At 54.6% G+C, this 20,338-nt stretch carries 14 protein-coding genes; 6 read left to right on the top strand and 8 right to left on the bottom strand.

Annotated elements, in window-relative coordinates:
• Window positions 1-12: 12 nt before the first annotated feature.
• The 5 genes from KF752_16305 to KF752_16285 all read right to left on the bottom strand — a co-directional run bounded on the left by KF752_16305 (window position 13) and on the right by KF752_16285 (window position 7,509).
• On the bottom strand, window positions 13-798 hold the full coding sequence (locus KF752_16305; protein ID MBX3423120.1) for a hypothetical protein: 786 nt from the start codon (window positions 796-798) through the stop codon (window positions 13-15).
• Window positions 799-1,071: 273 nt separating this feature from the next.
• The gene (odhB, locus tag KF752_16300; GenBank protein MBX3423119.1) at window positions 1,072-2,358 is read right to left on the bottom strand and encodes a 2-oxoglutarate dehydrogenase complex dihydrolipoyllysine-residue succinyltransferase; all 1,287 of its coding nucleotides are present in this window, start codon (window positions 2,356-2,358) and stop codon (window positions 1,072-1,074) included.
• 14 nt (window positions 2,359-2,372) lie between these two features.
• A complete protein-coding gene (locus tag KF752_16295) occupies window positions 2,373-5,168 on the bottom strand; it encodes a 2-oxoglutarate dehydrogenase E1 component (GenBank protein ID MBX3423118.1) in 2,796 nt (931 codons plus the stop codon).
• A gap of 257 nt (window positions 5,169-5,425) precedes the next feature.
• Entirely contained in the window at window positions 5,426-6,586 is a 1,161-nt protein-coding gene (gene mqnC / locus KF752_16290) for a dehypoxanthine futalosine cyclase (GenBank protein ID MBX3423117.1), read from the bottom strand.
• 71 nt (window positions 6,587-6,657) lie between these two features.
• The gene (locus KF752_16285) at window positions 6,658-7,509 is read right to left on the bottom strand and encodes a menaquinone biosynthesis protein (protein ID MBX3423116.1); all 852 of its coding nucleotides are present in this window, start codon (window positions 7,507-7,509) and stop codon (window positions 6,658-6,660) included.
• A gap of 369 nt (window positions 7,510-7,878) precedes the next feature.
• Here KF752_16285 and KF752_16280 point away from each other — a divergent pair, with 369 nt between their 5' ends.
• The 5 genes from KF752_16280 to KF752_16260 all read left to right on the top strand — a co-directional run bounded on the left by KF752_16280 (window position 7,879) and on the right by KF752_16260 (window position 13,178).
• Window positions 7,879-8,478, top strand: a complete 600-nt coding sequence (locus tag KF752_16280; protein ID MBX3423115.1) for a sigma-70 family RNA polymerase sigma factor — start codon at window positions 7,879-7,881, stop codon at window positions 8,476-8,478.
• Window positions 8,479-8,522: 44 nt separating this feature from the next.
• Window positions 8,523-8,852 carry a hypothetical protein gene (locus KF752_16275; GenBank protein MBX3423114.1) on the top strand — a complete coding sequence of 110 codons (330 nt, stop codon included), beginning with the start codon at window positions 8,523-8,525 and terminating at the stop codon, window positions 8,850-8,852.
• 103 nt (window positions 8,853-8,955) lie between these two features.
• Entirely contained in the window at window positions 8,956-9,891 is a 936-nt protein-coding gene (locus KF752_16270) for a hypothetical protein (GenBank protein ID MBX3423113.1), read from the top strand.
• Between the two features lie 30 nt (window positions 9,892-9,921).
• Window positions 9,922-11,028: a DNA-processing protein DprA gene (gene dprA, locus KF752_16265; GenBank protein ID MBX3423112.1), complete on the top strand. Its 1,107-nt coding sequence runs from the start codon at window positions 9,922-9,924 to the stop codon at window positions 11,026-11,028.
• Between the two features lie 26 nt (window positions 11,029-11,054).
• Window positions 11,055-13,178, top strand: a complete 2,124-nt coding sequence (locus tag KF752_16260) for a helicase (protein ID MBX3423111.1) — start codon at window positions 11,055-11,057, stop codon at window positions 13,176-13,178.
• On the opposite strand, the gene KF752_16255 is transcribed toward KF752_16260, so the two are convergent.
• On the bottom strand, window positions 13,171-13,971 hold the full coding sequence (locus KF752_16255) for a 4'-phosphopantetheinyl transferase superfamily protein (protein MBX3423110.1): 801 nt from the start codon (window positions 13,969-13,971) through the stop codon (window positions 13,171-13,173). The genes KF752_16260 and KF752_16255 overlap by 8 nt on opposite strands.
• 315 nt (window positions 13,972-14,286) lie before the next feature.
• Here KF752_16255 and KF752_16250 point away from each other — a divergent pair, with 315 nt between their 5' ends.
• Window positions 14,287-16,173 (top strand): hypothetical protein, encoded by a 1,887-nt coding sequence (locus KF752_16250; protein MBX3423109.1) that lies wholly within the window; start codon window positions 14,287-14,289, stop codon window positions 16,171-16,173.
• Between the two features lie 36 nt (window positions 16,174-16,209).
• Here KF752_16250 and metG read toward each other — a convergent pair whose 3' ends face one another.
• Together metG and pepF are read right to left on the bottom strand one after the other, a co-directional pair.
• Window positions 16,210-18,285 carry a methionine--tRNA ligase gene (gene metG, locus KF752_16245; protein ID MBX3423108.1) on the bottom strand — a complete coding sequence of 692 codons (2,076 nt, stop codon included), beginning with the start codon at window positions 18,283-18,285 and terminating at the stop codon, window positions 16,210-16,212.
• 165 nt (window positions 18,286-18,450) lie between these two features.
• Window positions 18,451-20,322 (bottom strand): oligoendopeptidase F, encoded by a 1,872-nt coding sequence (gene pepF, locus KF752_16240; protein ID MBX3423107.1) that lies wholly within the window; start codon window positions 20,320-20,322, stop codon window positions 18,451-18,453.
• Window positions 20,323-20,338 lie beyond the last annotated feature (16 nt).

Raw genomic sequence — 20,338 nt, 5'->3', positions numbered from 1 at the left:
CCGCAGCAAAGATTAGAAATCTTGCGTCTTGGCTGGTGAGTCCTCATCGACATCACTGCTTGGAGCCGGTGCTGGAAGTGACTCGGGTTCTACAGTTGCCTGCGGCTCCAAAATGGACTGAGCATTGGGCGTCACCGGTAAGGGTGGCGGTGTAGACGTAGATGCTCTAGGCGCATTTCGCACAGCGACTCCGGCTCGTGAAGGTGATGTAGCAACGGTCGATGCTGATCGGACATCGGGAGCCGACTTGGGCTGAGCGGCCACAGCCGAACGCGTCTCGGAATTCTCGCCGGAGTCCGTGGAGGTTGCTGATCGCGCCGTGGGGCCTACAGCAACGACAACCGAACCGTCCGATAGTACCATGCCCGGCTTTAATTGATTGCTGGTCGAAGTGTTACCATTACGCGCCAGCGGTGGCCTGGATGGGGTGTTATTGCCGCTGCCGGTGCGATTGGATGCGCTTTGGGCCTTTGAATTGCGGCGATAATCTCCATAGCCGCTGGCGTATGGCGAGACGAGGGCTGAGCCTACGCCAACCTGCAAACCGGGCACGCGAATATAACCAGGAGCTGCAGCACCTCCGGGCACTGGAACCAGATACGCGTTCGGCACCGGTACGGCCACAACAGCCGGGGGCAGTGGACGCACGCCAAAAGGTGGGCGGACTGGCGGAGCAGGCGACGGTCCTGGAGGAAAAAATCCTGGCCGAAATAACATGCCTCGTGGGCCTTGCGCCTGAGCGCTCGAAAGACCACCTAGTATTGCCAACACCATTCCGCACAAAATTGGGCCGCGCATGGTTAAACTCCTTCCGGTTCCAAACGACGATCTTCGACTGTGATAACTGAAGCCCTATCGTACGCTGCCATTGGCCCAAGACAATTCGAGTTAGTCGCGAATTGGTAAAAAAATGGCTAAAGGCATCAGAAACACAGGTTTTTTGGGCGCAGCGCCGAAGCCGGTGATCCGCAGCGGGAAACGCTTAAGACCTGGTACCCAGTCAGTCCCCAATACTCAGTGCGCGGTACCTAGTGGCCAGGAAACCAGCCTTGGTTTCCTGCCCATTCGTAGTTAAACCTCCAAGAACAGTCGCGTTGGGTCTTCGCAGATCTCCTTGATGGTCTTCAGGAATGTTACAGCTTCACGCCCATCGATAATGCGATGATCGTATGTCAGCGCCAAATACATCATGGGCTGAATGACAACCTGTCCGTCAACGGCCATGGGGCGCTCCTGAATGGAATGCAGTCCTAAGATGGCGCTTTGGGGAGGATTAACAATGGGAGTGCTGAGCATGGAGCCGTAGACGCCCCCGTTGCTGATGGTGAACGTTCCGCCAGTCAAATCTTCGGGCATCAAACGATTCTCCATGGCTTTGGCGGCAAAGTCGCCGATGGTACGTTCTACTTCCGCAAAACTCAGTAATTCAACATTGCGCAGCACCGGTACAACTAGTCCCTTGCCGCCACCGATGGCGATGCCGATGTCCATATAATTGCGATAGACTACGTTGTTGCCCCGAATTTCGGAATTGACCGCCGGAAAACGTCGCAGCGCCTCGACACTGGCTTTGGCAAAAAACGACATGAACCCCAACTTTACACCGTGTCGCTGCTGAAAGGCGTCGCGGTATCTGTTGCGCAGGTCCATAATGGGCTGCATATTCACTTCATTGAAGGTGGTCAGCAGCGCGGCTGTCTGCTGGGCTTCGACCAGACGGCTGGCGATGGTCCGACGAATCATACTCATCGGGCGAATCTCTTCGACTCTCTGAGTTGAACCCTGAGTCAAGCCGGTCGAATTGGAAGGAGCCCCCGAGGCTGCTGGCACCGGCGCCTGCAATGTCCCACCGGCTCGGGGCACAGTGCCAGCGGCAGATGCGGTCACAGCAGCCAGAGCATCCTCCTTTAAGACCCTCCCGCCTGGTCCTGTGCCGGGGACGTTACCGGCAGGGATTCCGCTTTCACTGAGGATGCGTTGAGCCGCCGGCATGACGCGCTGCTGGCTGGTAGGCTGGGCATCGACCTTGCCGCCACCATTACCAGCGGCGACAGCAGATGCGGGACTGGCGGACTTAGCAGGCGTTCCAGAAGTTGGAGGCGTGGTAGAAGCTGGCGGCGCTGCGGCTGGTTCCAAATCGCACAGCACATCGCCCACACTGGCAAATTCTTCCGCTTGTTTACGGATATTGCGAACGTAACCCGACTGTGGAGCCGGTACTTGCACGGCAGCCTTCTCCGTTTCCAGATCGACCACGGTTTGATCTTTGGCTACCCAGCCACCTTCGGCAACTAGCCACTGGCCGATTTGGACTTCCGATATCGACTCGCCGACGGTGGGAACTTTGATTTGCAACATAGGTCAAATAATCGCTATCTAGGTCTAAAGGTTTCGTCGAGCAATTCCTGCTGCTCCAGTGAGTGTGAGCGGGCCGAGCCCGTGGAAGGGCTGGCCGATTCGACTCGCGAAATTCGCGTCAGCTTCCAGCCTTGTTCCATTAAGCAGTCGCCAAACCGCACTTTCATGTACTGCCAAGCGCCCATATTGGTCGGCTCTTCCTGCACCCACACCAAATCGGTGCCGGGCTGATACGGCCGCAATGCCGTCAACAATTCATGTTCACTTAGCGGATAGAGCTGCTCGATGCGGATGATGGCAACATCGTGCGCCTGAGTCTGCTGACGGCGCTCGATCAATTCGTAATACAGCTTGCCGGTGCACAACACGATGCGTTTGGCGGCCTGTGGCTCGATCGAATTGTCTGGCAAAATCTTGTAGAACTGACCAGCAGCCAGTTCGTCAATTGACGAGACGCAGGCCGTGTGTCGCAACAAGCTTTTGGGAGTCAACACCATCAAGGGCTTGCTCCATCGACGTTTGACTTGCCGTCGTAGCAAGTGGAAATATTGAGCCGGTGTGGAGGGTTGGGTGACTTGAATATTGTGCTCAGCCGACAGCAGTAGAAACCGTTCGAGCCGAGCCGAGGAATGTTCAGGGCCAGCGCCTTCAAAACCGTGAGGCAACAACATCGTCAATTTGCTGAGCCGCCCCCACTTGTCTTCTGCGCTGGCGATGAATTGATCGACAATCACCTGCGCGACGTTCCAGAAATCGCCGAACTGTGCTTCCCACAAAATCAATCCTTCTGGGCAGTCCAGCGAATAGCCGTACTCGAAGCCCAAAACGCCACTTTCGCACAATGGACTATTGATGACATCGAATCGCGCCTGCTGGGGCGACAAATGATTCAGTGGCGAATAACTGCTACCATTGGTACTGTCGTGCAAAACGCAGTGGCGCTGACTGAATGTGCCGCGTTGGCTGTCCTGGCCGCTCAGTCGCACCGGATGGCCTTCCAGCAGCAGGCTGGCCATGGCCAGAGTTTCGGCTGTGGCCCAGTCCAGCGGTCGCGCTCCGTCTGCCATCTCGGATCGTAAAGTCATGAAACGCTGCAGCTTCTTGTTCACAGAAAAATCTGCAGGAACCTGCACGAGTTGGCGCAGAATTGCTTGCACCTGTGGTTGCGACAGAGCAGTACTCGGATTGTCATGATCGGGCTCAGGGCCACCAAAGTAGCCATGCCAATGTCCGCCCATCGTTTGAAGGTCGGAAACGAATTCTTCCTTTTGAGCCAGCTCAAAATCGCGCTCAAGCTTGGCCTGTCGCATTTCAGCAAAGCGATCGGCTTCTTCGCGAGTGAAGTCGCCAAATTTCAGCAAGTGCTCCAAGTAGCTTTCGCGAACGCTCTTCCGCTGGTCGATGGCCTGGTACATCACCGGCTGTGTGTAGCGCGGTTCGTCGCCTTCGTTGTGACCCCAGCGCCGATAGGCGTACATGTCGATGACTACATCGCGTTTGAATTCGCGGCGAAAATCCATGGCCAGACTCACGACCTGAGCCACTGCTTCGGGGTCTTCGCCGTTGACATGAAAAATCGGGATCTGCAACATCTTGGCCACATCGGTGGCATAGGTACACGAGCGAGATTCGCTGGGCAGTGTGGTAAAGCCAACTTGATTGTTCACGATCACATGCAGCGTACCACCGGTCGCATAGCCCGGCAGCTCGCTCATATTCAGCGTTTCTTGTACGATGCCTTCGCCGGCAAAGGCAGCGTCGCCGTGAATCAGAATGGTCATGTGCTTAGAGTAGTGATTGTCATCTTGCCGATCTTGCTTGGCGCGGCAGCGGCCTTGCGCCACGGTGTTGACGTACTCCAAGTGACTGGGGTTGAAGCACAGCGAGATGTGAACTTTAGCACCGGTCGAGGTTGTCCAGTCGCTACTGTAGCCCAGATGGTAACGCACATCGCCGCCACCACGATTCAGGTCGGGTACCGGGTCGTCAAACGACCAGAAGATGCTCTGTGCACGCTTGCCCATGATGTTGGCCAGTACATTCAATCGCCCGCGATGCGCCATGCCCAGCACGACGCCTTCGACTTGATGTTGGCCCGCTTTCTCCAGGGCTAGGTCCAGCAGCGGAATGAGGCTTTCGGCGCCTTCAAGCGAAAATGTCTTGGCACCCACAAACTTGCGGCGTACAAACTCCTCAAAAATTGCGGCGTCAGTTAGCCGTGTATAAATGCGGACCTGCACATCGCGAGACAGCTCCAGCCGGTTCTCGCAGCTCTCCATGCGTCGCTGCAGCCAGTCTCGAATGTTACGGTTTTCGATGTGCATAAACTGCGCACCGATACTGCGGCAGTAAGTATTCCGCAGTTTGGTCAGAATGTCACCCAGGGTGCGCGAATCGAAGTAGTTCAGATTTTCGCATGTAAACGGACGTTCCAAATCGACTTGGCTCAATCCGTAGGTGGCCGGGTCCAGTTCAGGTTGGTTACGGTTGGACAGATTCAGCGGATCGAGCTGTGCCATCATGTGGCCCCGCACGCGATGCTCGCGGACTAAATTGTCGATTCGATCCTGCATTTGAGCCAGCCACAGGGCTTCCTCGCGAAGTGCGACGGCCTGCGGACTGGGGCCGTCATCGTCCGCGACGGCGACGCTGCTGGAACCCCGAGTGGCGATGGGTTGAAGCGCTCGGGTGGCGGGCTGAACCAGGGAGAACTCTTCAAAGTACTTTCGCCAGCCCGGGGAAACGCTGGAGGGATCCCGAATGTACTGTACGTAGAGATCGTCGATGTAGCCCAGACTATAGCTGTCCATGAATGTACCGCGCAATTTTCTGATAGCTCGCCCACAACCGCCTAGCGAGTGGCAAGTCGTGTTCTGTGTAGCTTTCGCCTCAAAGTAGTCGTCGCCAGAGGCTGGACGCTAACCTTGACCACTCTCTGGTGAGAATAACTCGCTGATGGGGCTTGACCTACAGCTCGTGTCCGGAGTTAAAATCCTCCCACCTTGCCTGTTCGCTGCCTAATAGTATTGCGGGGCCGCTGCCAGAAGGCTAGTTCATTTTCTACGGACTACGAAGCTGTAACAACAGGCAGTTGGCAAGGTTGGCTCGCTCGCCGTCGATTGGCTTGCACAGCGAACTGCTCCAATTCAGGGCTCACCAGATTGTAAAACACGTCCCGCTGGCGCGGCTCATAACCCAGCTCCTGGATGGCACCGCGAATCTGATCGAGCGTCAGAAAGTGAACGGTTCCAGCTTCAGCCACCACATTTTCTTCGATCATCAGACTGCCCATGTCATTGGCACCATACATCAAAGCCAGTTGCCCAATTTTCAACCCCTGTGTTACCCAACTGCTCTGAATATTGGGGATATTGTCCAAATACAATCGGCTGACCGCTTGAGTATGTAAATATTCGTAGGCACCTTTGGCAGGCAGGTGCGCCAAATCAGTGTTTTCCGGTTGGAATGTCCAACAAATAAAGGCTTTGAATCCACCCGTCTCGTCCTGCAATTGCCTCAGTCGGTCCAAGTGCTGGATGCGTTCTTCCAGCGTCTCTACATGGCCAAACATCATGGTCGCCGAGCCGATTCCGCCCAGTTCGTGCCACACGCGCATCACGTTCAACCAATCGTCGGATAATACTTTGCCGCGGGTGATCTGGCGGCGCACGCGATCGACCAAGATTTCGCCGCCTCCACCGGGCAGCGACCCCAGCCCGGCTGCTTTAAGTTCACTGAGCACTTCACGTAACGACAGGCGATTGATCTTGGTGAACTGGTAAATCTCGGGTGGACTGAAGGCGTGCAAATTGACTTGCGGATAACGGGAGCGGAGCTCAGACAGCAAACTGGTATACCAATCCAACTTCAACGTTGGATGCATCCCGCCTTGCATCAAGATTTGATTGCCTCCCAAGGCGATGGTCTCTTCGACTTTCTGGAACAGCACTTCACGATCCAGCACATAACCTTCGGGACTTTTCGGCGTTCGGTAAAACGCGCAAAAATCGCACACCGCTGAACAGATGTTGGTGTAATTGATGTTGCGGTCGATGTTGTACGTGCGGTAGTTCTCCGGGTGCAGACGCTCGGTAGCAGCGTCGGCGGCCCGGCCAATGGTGGCCAGTTGGTGGCTGTGTAGCAGTGCTAGGCCTTGGGCTGGTGTCAAACGTTGGCCCGAATAGGCTCGATCCAATATGGCATCGATGGATTGCGCGGTTGTGGACATAGTGGACTCCAATCGCATGCTGATGTAATCGAGTTGAATAGCGAGGCAGCCAAAATGATGCAGGGTAAGAACTAAACTCTTTGGGTTGGCCTGCGATGGGTACTGGCTGGGACCGCGTGGTCTGGTGTCGAGGCGTCGGTTGCAGGGCGACCGATCAAACCTAAACTGTCAGCCAACTTTTCAAACAGCGCTAGCCCAGACCGTTCGGCATGCCGCAAGGTAAAGTGTAGTTGGTTGGTAAAATAGTTCAGGCAATCGTCGATTGTTAAATCATAGATCGGAGCTTGCTGAGCGGCGATTTCAGCAACATGGGCCAAACCTGCATCACGAGCTTCGCACAGCGCCCGAATCGTGTCGGTCACATCCCAGTCGGTAGGTGCCTGCTGGCCAACGACCCACATGGCGAATACAAAAGGCAAGCCTGTCGTTTGATACCACTGTTGCCCCAAATCCCAGCACTGCACAAACTGTGTCGCGTCGATGGACATCGCTCGGTCGCCAATCACCAGCACCGCGTCGGCCGATGATTGTTGGAAGTCGGCATCGATCGGCAGCGGTTGTAACTGCGGACGCACTCCGACGTGGCGATGCAGCAGCACTTGAGCCAGCACGGCGCTGGTTCGTGAACCTTCGTCTAGCGCCAAAGTTCTAACTTCGCTGGGATGACAACGGAACAGAAGTTGAACACTTCGAACCGCCCCACAACAAGCTATGCAGGCATCGGAGGCAATTGCTAAATCTTCGCTACGGCGAAAGTATTCGATTGACGGAATCAGCGCTACTTCCAATTCGCCAGCCATCAAGCGATCCGCTAAACGGCTGGGTAGATCCAGCACAATCTGGCTGCTAGGCAGTCGCTGTTGCAAGCCGTAAATCAGTGGCTTGGTGTTCAGGTACGATACGGCTCCAATGCGTGGCTTCATGAATGCTACGTAGTTAAGGATCTAGGTTGCGGAGGGCTGATGCGAATCAAAGTTACTCGGTTGATAGTCCGATCGCTATAACCAACAGATATAGCTTATTGGCTCGTCTGACTTCGACCAGCGGAAATGGCCGCCAGCCTGTCCAGAATAGCGGGTTTTGGCTGAAATTACGGCCCTGGAGCTGACCAAAATCCTTATGGGGTGGAGCTGATTTCGCTGATTGCCTCAGTCCAACCGGTTATACTCAATCTCAGCTTGTAGGGTCGCACTCGACAGGGACTGCAGCAGGCCTTTGGCGAACGGCCTACTGGTTTATTCGAATTGGCTGCTCAGCTTTGGCAGAGTCTTTGATAGAGTCAGGTTAGGTTGATGCAATCAAAACGTCCGGCGATGCAACCCGATCTGAACGATTTGTCGCAGGTGGCGCCAGCCTTGGCTCCCGACAAGTGGCTGCACAATTATGGCGACCAGCTCTACAACTATGCGTTATCGCGGCTCAGACGGCACGATTTAGCCGAAGACGTTGTCGGAGAAACACTGGTGGCTGCCGTGCGCGGAATAGCTGGCTTTGAAGGACGAGCAACTGAGAGAACTTGGCTCATGTCGATCCTTAAGCGAAAAGTCATTGACTGCATTCGCAAACAATGGCACACCAGAGCATCTGTTTCGCTGAGCGATGAAGCGAATCCAGAAAAGTTACTGTTTACAACGCACGGTGATTGGCAGCACGAGGCTCTCCGCGCATGCACTCAACCCCTGGAGCTGTCTGAATTATGGCAGGTTGTGGTGCGTTGCTTGAATAAGCTACCGCAAAATCTCGCGGACGTGTTCGTGCTGCGCGTTCTAGAGCAGAAAAATACTGTCGATATCTGTAAAGATTTGGAAATCGACACGTCTATGTTTTATCGTCGGCTGCATCGTGCTCGCTTGGGAGTGGCCAAATGCGTATCCGAAAACTGGGGCGATTAAGTCCTCACTTGGTTGAACGCTGACTCGAATAGTAGGAGAATTCAATGAACGATCAAGCAGCCGCGGAACTCATTACCCGGGCACTGGACCAGCCGCTGACCGCCCCACAACAGGCAGTGTTGGAGGCTCACTTGCAGCTTTCGCCCCAGTCCCAACATCTGGCCGATTGGTGCAAGCAGATACAAGCAGTTGTCGAGCTGTATCGAGACGATGAGTCAATTGGACAATTGGGGCCTGGTGTGAGCGGAATTACTCGTGCTCGGCTAGAGCGACTGCTTCAGGACGAATTGAGCAATTTAATCGACACTTCGCAGTTAGATACCGATGGGCAACGTCGAGTTGCAGAAGATGGGGGAGATTATCAAGACAATTGAGAGTAAACTGGGTGGTCGCAAACATCACTGCGGCCGGCACAGTTCAGGTATACGCAAGCCAGTCACAAACAAGCCAGCTTGGTACGTTCATCTTGGGGTTCCCATGTTAAGTCATTGGTTAGTGTTTTTTCTTCAATGTCGCCTGATTGGAGTGGCCACAGCGTTGATGGGGATGCTGATTGCCAATACTACCCTCGGTCAGGAGTCATTTCGACCACCTAAAGCATCCGATGGAGAGCTTCGCTGGAAATTTAAGCCAGGGCAGGTCATCAAGATGACGATCGAATCTAAATCCACGACGATGAACAAAATTGGAACGACAGAAAATGGCGTTGTCTCCAAGTCTTTACAACAGGTGACCACGAAGGTGCTGGAGGTCGATTCAGAGGAGGTCGCTAAGGTCACCGTGACAATTGACCGAATTAGGATGCAAAACGAAGCCGGTGGGCAGAGCGCAACCTATGACTCTGCTGATGAATCGACGCTTACCAGCCAGACGGCGCTCCTTGCCGGTGTACTTAAGCCGCTGATCGGTCAGACAATAACTCAAGATTTTGCCCCTACGGGAGAAATCTCAAACATCGTGGTTTCGGAGAATGACCCTGACAGAGCTGATAAGGCCGGATCGCCAGTCGTAGCGAATTCAACTCAGCAGGTCTTGGTATTTCCACAGGTTATGCCACAAGTGGGAGGTTCCTGGCAAAAGAAATCCGATATGCAAATCGGGTCGCTCAAAGCGGCTGTGACCACGGATTACAAATACCTAGGAGTCCAGGATCAAGCGTCGGGGCCTGTTCACGTCGTTGAAGGCCAGCTAAAGACGGAATTCCCCCAGGGATTCCAAGGAATGCAAGCGAAAATCATTGACCAAGATTCCAAGGTGCGCATCTATTTTGACGGAGTCAATGGCCGTATGGTGCTCAGCGACACAGGGCAAGATATGGCTTTAGAGATGAATGCGGGAGGTCGCACTTTCGAAGTTCATCTTCAGCAGGCGACTAAGGTCGGCTTTGAGTATCCCGCTGATACTGACAGGTGATGTTCCAACTGAGTGTCTGAAGACCGCACCATGGACCATGAGGCATCGCTGGACTATCTGCAACTTGCGTTGACCGCTGGTGTTGGCGTGGTGCTGATTGAGCGATTGCTGGAACGTTTCGGCTCGCCCACCGCTGTGCTGGCGGCCAGTCCCGCCCAGTTGTGCGAGGTTCCCGGTGTGAGCGTGGCCGTGTCGCGTAATATTCGCAGCCCTCAGTCGCGCACGTTGGCCGAGCAAACATTGGAAAGCTGCCAAGCTGGCGGTATTGACATTCTGATGCCTCACCACGATGCCTTTCCACGATTGCTGAAAGAGATTGCTGATACGCCCAGTCTGCTATTTGTACGCGGCACGTTGTTGGCTCAGGATGAACTGAGTCTGGCCATTGTTGGCACGCGTACCGCTTCACACTATGGCCGCTCGCAAGCCGCCCGATTTGCGAACAGTTTGTCGCGAGCCGGTTTGACCATCGTAAGCGGACTAGCCCGAGGCATCGACGCTGCGGCGCACACGGGAGCCATAGAAGCTGGTGGCCGAACGATCGCTGTGTTGGGCAGTGGAGTTCACGACATTTATCCGCCGCAACACGCTGAACTGGCTGAGCGAATTGTTGGCTGCGGAGCGCTAGTCAGTGAAATGCCTCCGGGGACAAAACCCAAATCTGGTATGTTCCCGCGCCGCAATCGACTAATTAGCGGGCTGTGTATCGGTACTTTGGTAATCGAAGCTCCTGAACGTTCCGGAGCGCTGATCACCGCTCGACTGGCCGCTGAGCAGGGGCGTGACGTGTTCGCTATGCCTGGCCTGGTAACTTCTCCGGCTGCGCGGGGCTGTCACAAGCTAATTCGCGATGGCGCGATATTGGTGCAGGATCCTGAGGACGTTATCGAAGCGTTGGGGCCTCTGGCCCAGGAAGTTGACATTGGACTGGGGCAGACGGTGCGCAGTCCCCGCGAGCTGCAGCTTAATGAGCAGGAGACAGCGGTCTTGCAGTCGATTCAGCTTGAGCCGACCGATGTCAATAGCGTGATCGCTGCCAGCGGGCTTCCCGTGTCGCGCGTATTGAGTACCCTAAGCGTTTTGGAAATGCGCAAGCTGATTCGGCGCATCAGCGGCAACGTTGTTCAGCGCGTTTGAAACGACAGCACCATTGACAGGCATGGATTCAACTCGCCGTGACACTTAGCGTCTCGCAGATTCTGGGACTAGGCGGGCTCATCGCCAGGCGACTACCGCACTACGAACATCGCACGCAGCAACTTGAATTGGCTCAAGCGGTTTGGGAGGCGCTGTCCCATCAGCGTCATCTGGTAGCCGAAGCCGGTACCGGCGTTGGCAAGAGTTTTGCCTATTTAGTGCCTGCCATCTTGCACGCCACGGCCGACCAGCGCGAAGAAGCAACTCAGCCCGAGCAGGCTGGAAGTCACCATGATTCGGATCGTCCATCAAAAAACATACCACTAGAAGATGATTTTGAACAACTCAGCAGCCGGCGCGTCGTGATCAGCACGCACACGATTAGCTTGCAGGAGCAGTTGATCTCCAAGGACTTGCCGCTGCTCAACAGTGTCATCCCACGAGAATTCAGTAGCGTGTTGGTCAAGGGTCGCGGCAATTATCTCAGCCGCCGACGTTTTGACGTGGCCAACTCACGGGCGGTGCAGTTGCTGGATTATGCCGAGCAGTCGCAGCTCATGCAACTCAAAAGCTGGATTCAGGCAACATCCGATGGATCGCTCAGCAGTCTCCCTTTTCGACCGATGGGTTCACTATGGGACGAAGTGGCCAGCGATAGTAGCAACTGCTTGGGCAAAAAGTGTAAGACCTATGATACTTGCTTTTATTATTTGGCCCGACGTCGCGTCTTTGGTGCCCAGGTCTTGGTAGTCAATCACGCTTTGTTCTTCGCCGACTTGGCTCTACGGCACCAGAACGGTTTTGGCATTCTGCCCAACTACTCAGCGGTGGTACTGGATGAATGCCACACTATAGAGTCCGTGGCCAGTTCGCATTTGGGAATTAAAATCACCAGCGGCCAGTTGCGATATACGCTGAACAAGCTCTACAACCCGATGACTGGCAAAGGGTTGTTTGCGGCATTGGACTTGGATCGTCTGTGTGAACTTGTCAATCAAACGCAGATGGGCGTCGACCAATTCGTGTTTGATTTGGATCAATGGATGGGGGCGGATGGTTCGTCGTCGCGTCGCGTTCGTAAGCAGAATATCGTCGGTAATGCGCTCAGTGATCAATTCATGGTTATTGCCGCCCAACTGATTCGCTTGGCAGACAATGCCGAGGATCCTGCGCGCCACAAGGATTTGACATCTGCTGCCGAGCGCCTGCAGTCGCTGGCGACAAATCTGAAAACGTGGCTCAGTCAAAGTCAACCAGAGTTGGTCTATTGGTTGGAGCGTTCGACCCTTAGGTCGGGGCTAAAGATGGAGCTGCACGCGGCACCTGTCGATATCTCGACCCAGCTGCGTGAAATGCTGTTTCAGCAGGTCCCGAGCGTTATCATGACCAGCGCTACCGTCTCAACAGGACGCGAAGACGGATTCCAGTTTTTTCAGTCGCGAGTGGGTGCCGCAGGCAGTCAGTCACTGCAGTTGGGCAGCCCATTTGACTATCGTCGTCAAGCCGAATTGATCTTGGTGACCGATATGCCTGATCCCTCGGCACAAGCGCAGCAATTTGAAGCGGCGTTACCGGAGATGATTAAGCGATACCTGCTGCACAGTCAGGGCCGCGCCTTCGTGCTGTTTACCAGTTATGGATTGTTGCGCTCTATGGCCAGCAAGTTACAGCCATGGTTGACTGCCCAGCACATGACGCTGTACAGTCAAGCCGATGGAATGCCGCGCGGACAATTGCTGGAAAAGTTCAAGCAGAATCCACGCAGCGCCCTGTTTGGCACCGATAGCTTCTGGCAAGGCGTGGATGTCCCCGGCGATGCGCTGCAGAACGTGATCATTACCAAGTTGCCGTTTAGCGTGCCGGACCATCCGCTATTGGAAGCCAGATTGGAAGCGATCAGTGCCGCTGGTGGCAATCCCTTTCAAGATTACCAAGTTCCTGAGGCCGTCATCAAATTGCGTCAAGGCTTTGGACGGTTGATTCGAACCGCACAGGATCATGGGATTGTGGTCATTCTTGATCCACGCATTCGCAGCAAGCCCTATGGTCGGCAGTTCCTGGCTGGTTTGCCGGACTGCAAAATCACCCATCACAGCTGCCAACGACCCCATGGCGAATCATCCCAGCAATCGACTGGCGGACCTACGTAAATCTAGACCAATCAAACTGGACAATCTGAATGCTGGTTAGCGAGACATCGGTGGCCACTGCTGCAATACTGTCTTCGGCCACATTCAACGGATGGATCAGCCAGGATCGGGCCGCTGTCCAGTTTAGTCGCCGACAATCGGCGCCTTCATTCAAGTGCAATTGAATGGCAGGCTCGATGTTCACAGGATGAAACGTCTCGTGGTCTGGGATGGGTAGTTGGAAACTGATTTGCTGCAAACACTCCGAGATGCCCAGCCCCAGCGCCTTCAGCAGCGCCTCCTTGCACACCCACAGCCGCAGAATTTGTTGCTGGTGTACTGGGGTCGGTAATTCATTCCATGTAATTTGCTCGGTTGGACTGAGCACTATGGACATCAGAGATCGAGGATGAATCTGCGGTCGCAGAACTTCGATGTCTACACCAATGGCTGTGCGAGCGACCGCGATTAACCCCACGTCACCTGAGTGCGACACGTTGAAGTGTATAGCAGGTGGCGAAAATGTCGCTGACTTGACTGAGCAGTTTGGTGGCTTGGCTGCTGGAGCCAAGTGCGGCTTGCCCCAATGGTCACAGGTTAGAACGATGTCCGTCGGCGAGGAACCGCACAATTCCCCCAACAGCAAGCGCAGCGCCGCGCGGCAACCGATGAATTGTCGCCGAGGATGTGGGACGACGAATCGATCGGCTCTGCTGCGTTCGTCTGCAGTCAATATCTGCGCCAACGTCGACAATTGCTGGTCGGTCAGTTTCAGAGGCACACGATAGACAAGGGCAGTATCAAGCTGTGGCACGATTCGAATCGCTGTCGTTCACGAAGTTAGCGCGTAGGTCCAGTAAGCTGTAGAGTATACCGCTGAGTCAAAACTACCGACACTCGCGGCGGATCATAGCGAATCTGCACCGATTATGCTGTTGAGTACTCTCGCCGACCTCGGAGCGGACAGTTATTATTGACGCCTTCAGAACTGTCGTTGCCGTCGCCAGACGACGAACAGGCCATTTTTGACTAGCTGTCTTACAATTTCAGTTGACCGCGTAGACTGTGCCCAGCCAATTTGACTTGAGTTTTGAAAATGTACCGTTCAAGAGCACTGCAGGAGAGAACCATGAGATCGGATTGTGAATGTTCGAGTTCAGTCGCCCACTTGGTCACCCGCACTCTCCAGGCCAGAATTCTGATTTTACAGGGGTGTACAGTCTATGCGCTGCTGGTGTCCGGTCTTTGCGGTGTGATGAATCCCATCGCGCTTGGCCAGGATTCGCCTGTTGAAAAGACGATGGCGATTGTACTCAACGCTGCCTCAGGGCGCACTAAGAACTTTCAATCGCGTGCAGTGATACAGGTTCCGCTTGCCGGTCAAACGCAAGAAGTCATGATCGACGTCCAGCGTGATGGAGCAAACTATGATATGTCGATCGTCAGCAAGCTATTCTCAATGGTCTTACGGCGACGTGACGAGGGTACGGCCCTGGCGATTCCCAATCATAAAGTTGTTTTCTTGGGCAAAGAAGCGGTTACTACCCAGGACAGCTTGGATTTTAACGGACTGTCTGTCCGACTGATTAGCGGTGCAAGCCAGGTAGGGAATATGGCACCGATGCTCCTTCAATTGGACCCAGCCATGGTGCTGAACATGGCCAAATCGGCGATGCGCGCCAAAGTAGATGACGCGGCGGGGACGCTCAGCATGGGTGGTATTCAGATTCGTGTTACTCAACCTGGGCAAATCGCTGGCGGCATGGGTGAAATCAAAATGCGCGTCGGTGTTAAAGATTTTGAAGCCAAGTTGCCCAATCTGGAAGATTGGCCTGGCTACCGCGTTGAGTCAGTCGAGCGCAATGAATTGGAGCAGACTCTGGCCCGCGCAGTGAGACGCGTTACCGAAATGATCATGCCCGGTGATGGGCTGTTGGAAATCTCTGGCTACGATACGGCGGTCGATAATGGAGAAATTAAGTGGATCGAGGGTCAGCGAGTTGTCCTACTGCGCGGCACTCCAGAACAAATCGGCAGGGCGCATGGCGAACTGATGAACTGGGAGGTCCACACGAGTATTGATACGTTGGTAAATTGCTACGGGTTGGCTGAATCGCTCAGGAATGGCAAGTGGTTTGGCAACGAGTTGCGACAGCGTTTCGCAAAGTTAAAACCGTCGCTGCCAGAGCAGTTTGTCAGTGAGATGCAGGCCTTAGCAGATGCCGTCCAGCAGCCTGTCGAGGCCGTGATCGGTCTGAATCTATTGGTCGATACATTGCCCGGTTCTGGCTTTGCCATCGGGGGAACAGCCACCACCGAAGGCATTCTGCACCATGGTCGAACCTGGGACTTCATGGCGCTGTTGGGCTTACAAGATGCGGCTGTGACCTATGTGATTTCCCCCACAGGGCGCACCCCCATTGTGTACGTCGGCTTTGCGGGACAGGTCGGTTGTTTGGCTGGTATGAACGATGCTCAACTGTCTGTTGGTGAACTAGTCCGTCACGCCCCGGTTGCCGAAGGTGATGGCATGCCTCGCTGCATGTTCACACGCCAGGCTTTAGAAGAGAGTACTTCGCTCGAGCAGCTTGAGGAGTTTTGGAGCAAGCATACGCCCAACGGCACGTCCGACTACATTCTGGCCGATGGCAAGTCGGGACAGATGGTGGTCGCGGCGTCACGCTCAGGTAAAATTCGCATGGTGAAGCCGGGTGAACACCATCCGTTGCTGGCTACCCAATTCGTGGAGACAGCATTGTTGCCTGCAGATGATCGTTGGCAACCGCTGACAGCCCAGCTCTCCTCTTCGTCAGCTTTGGAAAGTGAGACGATCGGTGAATTGTTAGGGAAATCGGCTAGTGCCAGCGACAACTTGCAAAACGTCCTGTTTGTGCCCGGCGAAGGCACCTTGTATGTTGCCCACGCCACACGTCGACAGCGTGCCGCCGAATTGCCTTATGTGCGGATTGAAGCCCGCCAGCTGATTGCGGCTCCTCTAACCCCCAAGCCGCAGTAATAATTCACCAGCAAAGGTAGCCACAAATCCCCGGACCTAGTGTACGCGCTGTCCTGGCTTGGCACCTGAGTCAGGCGACAGCAGGTAGATCTCATCGGCTCCGCTTCCGGCTGCGGCCACCATGCCTTGGCTGAGTCCAAATTTCATCTGTCTGGGCTTGAGGTTGGCTACGCAAATGACTAAGCGGCCGATCAATTGCTCGGGTTCGTAGGCCGACTTGATACCTGCGAAAACATTCTTGCGGACGTCACCGCCTAAGCTGAGCGTCAGCCGCAGCAGCTTACGCGCCTCGGGCACCTGCTCAGCAGCCACGATGCGCGCAACACGCAGGTCGACCTTTACAAAATCATCGATCGTGCATTCAGAGGCCAGTGGTTCGGCAGCTAAGGGTTCGGCAGAATCATTCCACGGGTCTGCGGCTGCTGCTGAAACCGTCTCAGCGGCTGGTTTGCTTTCGTCGATCATTGCTTGAACATCCTGAGGGTTGACGCGTGCGAGCATGTGCTCGAAGGGTTGTACTGGATTACCAAGTAGCGGTACCTGGCTTTGCGACCAATGCCTGATTGGATCATTTAACAGGCGTCCACACTGCAGGGCCAGCCTGGGTAGTACCGGAGACAAGTAGACGACTATCTGCCGAAACAAGTTCAGTCCGACCGTACACACATCGCGCAGCTCGTCAATTCGATCCGGCGTCTTGGCTATCAGCCAGGGTTGCGCATTTTCGACGTAAGGATTGGCGCGGTCGGCCAGCTCGATAACTAGCCGCATTGCCTTAGCGAAATCGCACTGCTGGTAGGCAGCAGCAATATCTTCTCCGGCGGCTGCCGCAGCGGCGAACAACCCGCCATCGTCCGGGTACTGTGGCGACAAACCAGTCTTGGCCGCAAACTTGGCGGTACGACTGGCTAGGTTTACAACTTTACCAACCAAGTCCGCGTTTACCTTGTTGACCAATTCGTCCAAGTTCAAGTCCAAATCGTCTAGTCGCGGTCCAAGTTTACTGGCGAAATAATAGCGTATGTAAGCGGGGTCCAGATGGTTTAAATAGGTTCGTGCCGTAATGAACGTGCCCTTGCTCTTGCTCATTTTTTCGCCATCCACGGTCAGGAAGCCATGAATGTGAACATAACTTGGCAAGGTGAATCCGGCAGCTCTCAACATACCGGGCCAGAATAGCGTGTGAAAATAGGTGATATCCTTGCCGATAAAGTGATGAACTTCTGTTTCAGGGCTGCGCCACCAATCATCCAAGTTCTCGCCGTTGTCTTTGCACCATGCCCAGGTGCTGGCGATGTAGCCGATGGGAGCATCAAACCAGACGTACCAGTAGTTCCCTGGTGCATCGGGAATCTCGAAGCCAAAGTAGGGTGCTGGGCGCGACACATCCCAATCGCGCAGCGGCTCCTGCAGAAAATGGCCCTTCAAGTAGTTGGCGACTTCGGGTTGCAAGTGCTGGCCACCCTGAGTCCATTGCTCCAGAAAATCGTGCAACTTGTCAAGCTGCACGAACAGGTGGCTGGCTGAGCGCGACTCGGGTGTAGCCCCTGACAGCGTGCTGCGCGGATCGATCAAGTCAGCCGGTGAGTAAGTGGCGCCACATTTGTCGCAACTATCGCCATACTGATCGGCAGCGCGGCACTTGGGACAAGTGCCCTTGACGAAGCGATCCGCTAAGAATGTTGCCGCCTGCGGATCATACAACTGACTGACCTCTCGCTCGACTATCAAACCGGCGGCTCGCAGCCCGCGCCAGAACTGACTGCAGAGCTGGCGATTCTCTTCGGAATGAGTGCTGCCATAGTTGTCGAATTGAATGTCAAAACCGGCGAAATCGCGCTGGTGCTGGCAGCTCATTTCCGCAATCAACTCTTGTTCGCTGCGACCTTCCTTGCGCGCCCGAATCATGATCGCCGTACCATGTGTATCGTCCGCACACACGAAGACGCAGCGATTGCCAATCAGCTTCTGAAATCGTACCCAAACATCCGTCTGGATGTACTCTACCAAGTGACCGATGTGAATCGGTCCATTGGCGTAAGGCAGTGCAGCGGTTACCAACAAGCGTCGCTGGCGATCGGACTGAGCGGTAGTGGAACCGGCTGAACTCATGGTGTACTTAGATGCCGAACGACAAGCGAGTGTGGGGAGTACCGACGGTGACGCTAAGCGGCGGAGTGATCATCGATCGCCTCAGGAACAGGTTGAATCTATGCGAAATTGTAGCGGAGGTAGATTTCGTCGCGATGCCCCTCGAGCACAGAACGCACAAGTGGCTTAAGATCTCAACAGCAACTTGAGCTGGTCCACCAGACTGGCGAAGTAGTCCAAGGCCGTTTCGATGGGTTCTGGCTGCGACATATCAACACCCGCCTGGCGGAGCAGATCGAGCGGATCCTGTCGGCAGCCACTGCTCAGGAATCGTAGATAGTCTGACAATTCTGACGGACCACCTGACAGAACGCGGCGTGACAGGGCAATGGCAGCGGCTAGACCAGTGGCGTACTTGTAGACATAGAATCCCCGATAAAAGTGGGGAATGCGGAAACACTCCAACATCAGATCGTCGTCGATGCAAAATTTGTCTCCGAAGTATTGCTCAAGCAGTCCTCGATACACGGTTTTGATGGTTTTCACCGTTAGCGGCTGGCCAGTCTCCGCATGCTGGTGCGTGATTTTTTCAAATTCGGCAAACATCGTTTGCCTGACAATTGTAGCGCGAATGCTGTCAATTTCATGATTGATCAGATAGGCTTTAACACGCGGATCATCGGTGGATTGCAGCAGATAGTGCGTCAGTAATTGCTCGTTGAATGTACTGGCGACCTCCGCTACAAAGATGGTGTAGTTGTAATAGTGGAATGGCTGATGTCTGGCCGAGTAGTAACTGTGCATCGAGTGGCCGGCTTCGTGAGTCAACGTGAATAGATCGTTTAGCACGCGCGGCTTGTAATTCATTAGAATGTAGGGGTCACCGTCGAAGGTGCCGCAACTGAAGGCACCACTCTGTTTGCCTTTATTGGGATAACGATCGCACCAGCGTCCTTCTAACCCGCGTTGCAGGACATGGCAGTACTCCTTTCCCAGCGGTTGCAGCGAAGCCATCACGGTTTGAACCGCCTGATCCCAGGAGCGTTCCTGGTCTAGATCGGCCAGCAGCGGCACGTAGGTATCGTAGTGATGAAGGTCTTCCAACTGCATGGCACGTCGGCGAAGCTCAAAATAGCCATGCAGGCTGGGTAAATGTCGATGTACTGTGTCAATCAAATTGTCATAAACGGCTTGCGGTACATTGTCTGCAAACAATGCCGCCTGCAAACTAGAAGCGTAATTACGGGCTTTGGCATAGTAGACATCGGTGTGAATGCTACCGGCCAGCGTGGCAGCCAGCGTATTTTCGTGCGCGGCGAACTGTGCGTAGTATTGATGAAACGCCGTCTTGCGAACCTCTCGCGAAGGGCTAATCATGAGTTGGCTGAAAGTCGCGTTGGACAACTCGACGGTTTCGCCGCGCTCGTTTTGCAAAGTTCCAAATTTGAGGTCAGCGTCGTTGAGTTGTCCGAAGGTCTTGCTGGCCGTTTGAGACATCTCGCCTTGCAGAGCCAGTAGTCGTTCTTCGCTGTCGCTGAGCGTATGGGGACGATAGCGAATGATACGCTCCAGCAGCACACGATAATCCTGCAACACAGCCGATTCCAAATAGGACTGCATGGTGTCCGCTGGAATCGACAAAATTTCAGGACGCACAAAGCTTGCCGCCTGGCTAGCGCGAACCGATAGGTTTTGATATCTGGCCACCAACGCTTGGGCCACCGAGTTGGTTTGATCTTCCGTTGACTTCAGAAACGCATAAGTCCCCAGACGCTCGGACAATCGCTCCAATTCGCAGTCGAACTGCAGGCACTCGGCCAAAACTTGGCTGCCCGATGACAATGTGCCACGAAACCGATCGTAACCAGCAATGCGGCTCGCCAGCAACGCAAAATCTTCTTCCCAGCGTTCTACCGACCGATAGAGACTGCTCAAATCCCAGCAGTCTTGCGGGGCGACCTGATCGCGAGTTGGAACGGTTGCGCCGGCCACGAAATCCTCCTTTAGTAGTTGGCAAAAAAGCACAGGCCGACGAATGGTTCGCCGGCCTGTTTTCATATGATTACGGGACCGC

The sequence above is a fragment of the Pirellulaceae bacterium genome, from assembly GCA_019636385.1.
GTDB lineage: Bacteria > Planctomycetota > Planctomycetia > Pirellulales > Pirellulaceae > Aureliella.
This window is presented reverse-complemented; position numbering and strand designations above follow the sequence as displayed.

Excerpts from the sequence above, each read along its gene's own strand:
- mqnC (MBX3423117.1), bottom strand. The coding sequence starts at position 6,586 with ATGTCCACAACCGCGCAATCCATCGATGCCATATTGGATCGAGCCTAT.
- odhB (MBX3423119.1), bottom strand. The coding sequence starts at position 2,358 with ATGTTGCAAATCAAAGTTCCCACCGTCGGCGAGTCGATATCGGAAGTC.
- KF752_16275 (MBX3423114.1), top strand. The coding sequence starts at position 8,523 with ATGAACGATCAAGCAGCCGCGGAACTCATTACCCGGGCACTGGACCAG.
- dprA (MBX3423112.1), top strand. The coding sequence starts at position 9,922 with ATGGACCATGAGGCATCGCTGGACTATCTGCAACTTGCGTTGACCGCT.
- KF752_16305 (MBX3423120.1), bottom strand. The coding sequence starts at position 798 with ATGCGCGGCCCAATTTTGTGCGGAATGGTGTTGGCAATACTAGGTGGT.
- KF752_16280 (MBX3423115.1), top strand. The coding sequence starts at position 7,879 with ATGCAATCAAAACGTCCGGCGATGCAACCCGATCTGAACGATTTGTCG.
- metG (MBX3423108.1), bottom strand. The coding sequence starts at position 18,285 with ATGAGTTCAGCCGGTTCCACTACCGCTCAGTCCGATCGCCAGCGACGC.
- KF752_16285 (MBX3423116.1), bottom strand. The coding sequence starts at position 7,509 with ATGAAGCCACGCATTGGAGCCGTATCGTACCTGAACACCAAGCCACTG.
- KF752_16295 (MBX3423118.1), bottom strand. The coding sequence starts at position 5,168 with ATGGACAGCTATAGTCTGGGCTACATCGACGATCTCTACGTACAGTAC.
- KF752_16270 (MBX3423113.1), top strand. The coding sequence starts at position 8,956 with ATGTTAAGTCATTGGTTAGTGTTTTTTCTTCAATGTCGCCTGATTGGA.
- KF752_16250 (MBX3423109.1), top strand. The coding sequence starts at position 14,287 with ATGAGATCGGATTGTGAATGTTCGAGTTCAGTCGCCCACTTGGTCACC.
- pepF (MBX3423107.1), bottom strand. The coding sequence starts at position 20,322 with ATGAAAACAGGCCGGCGAACCATTCGTCGGCCTGTGCTTTTTTGCCAA.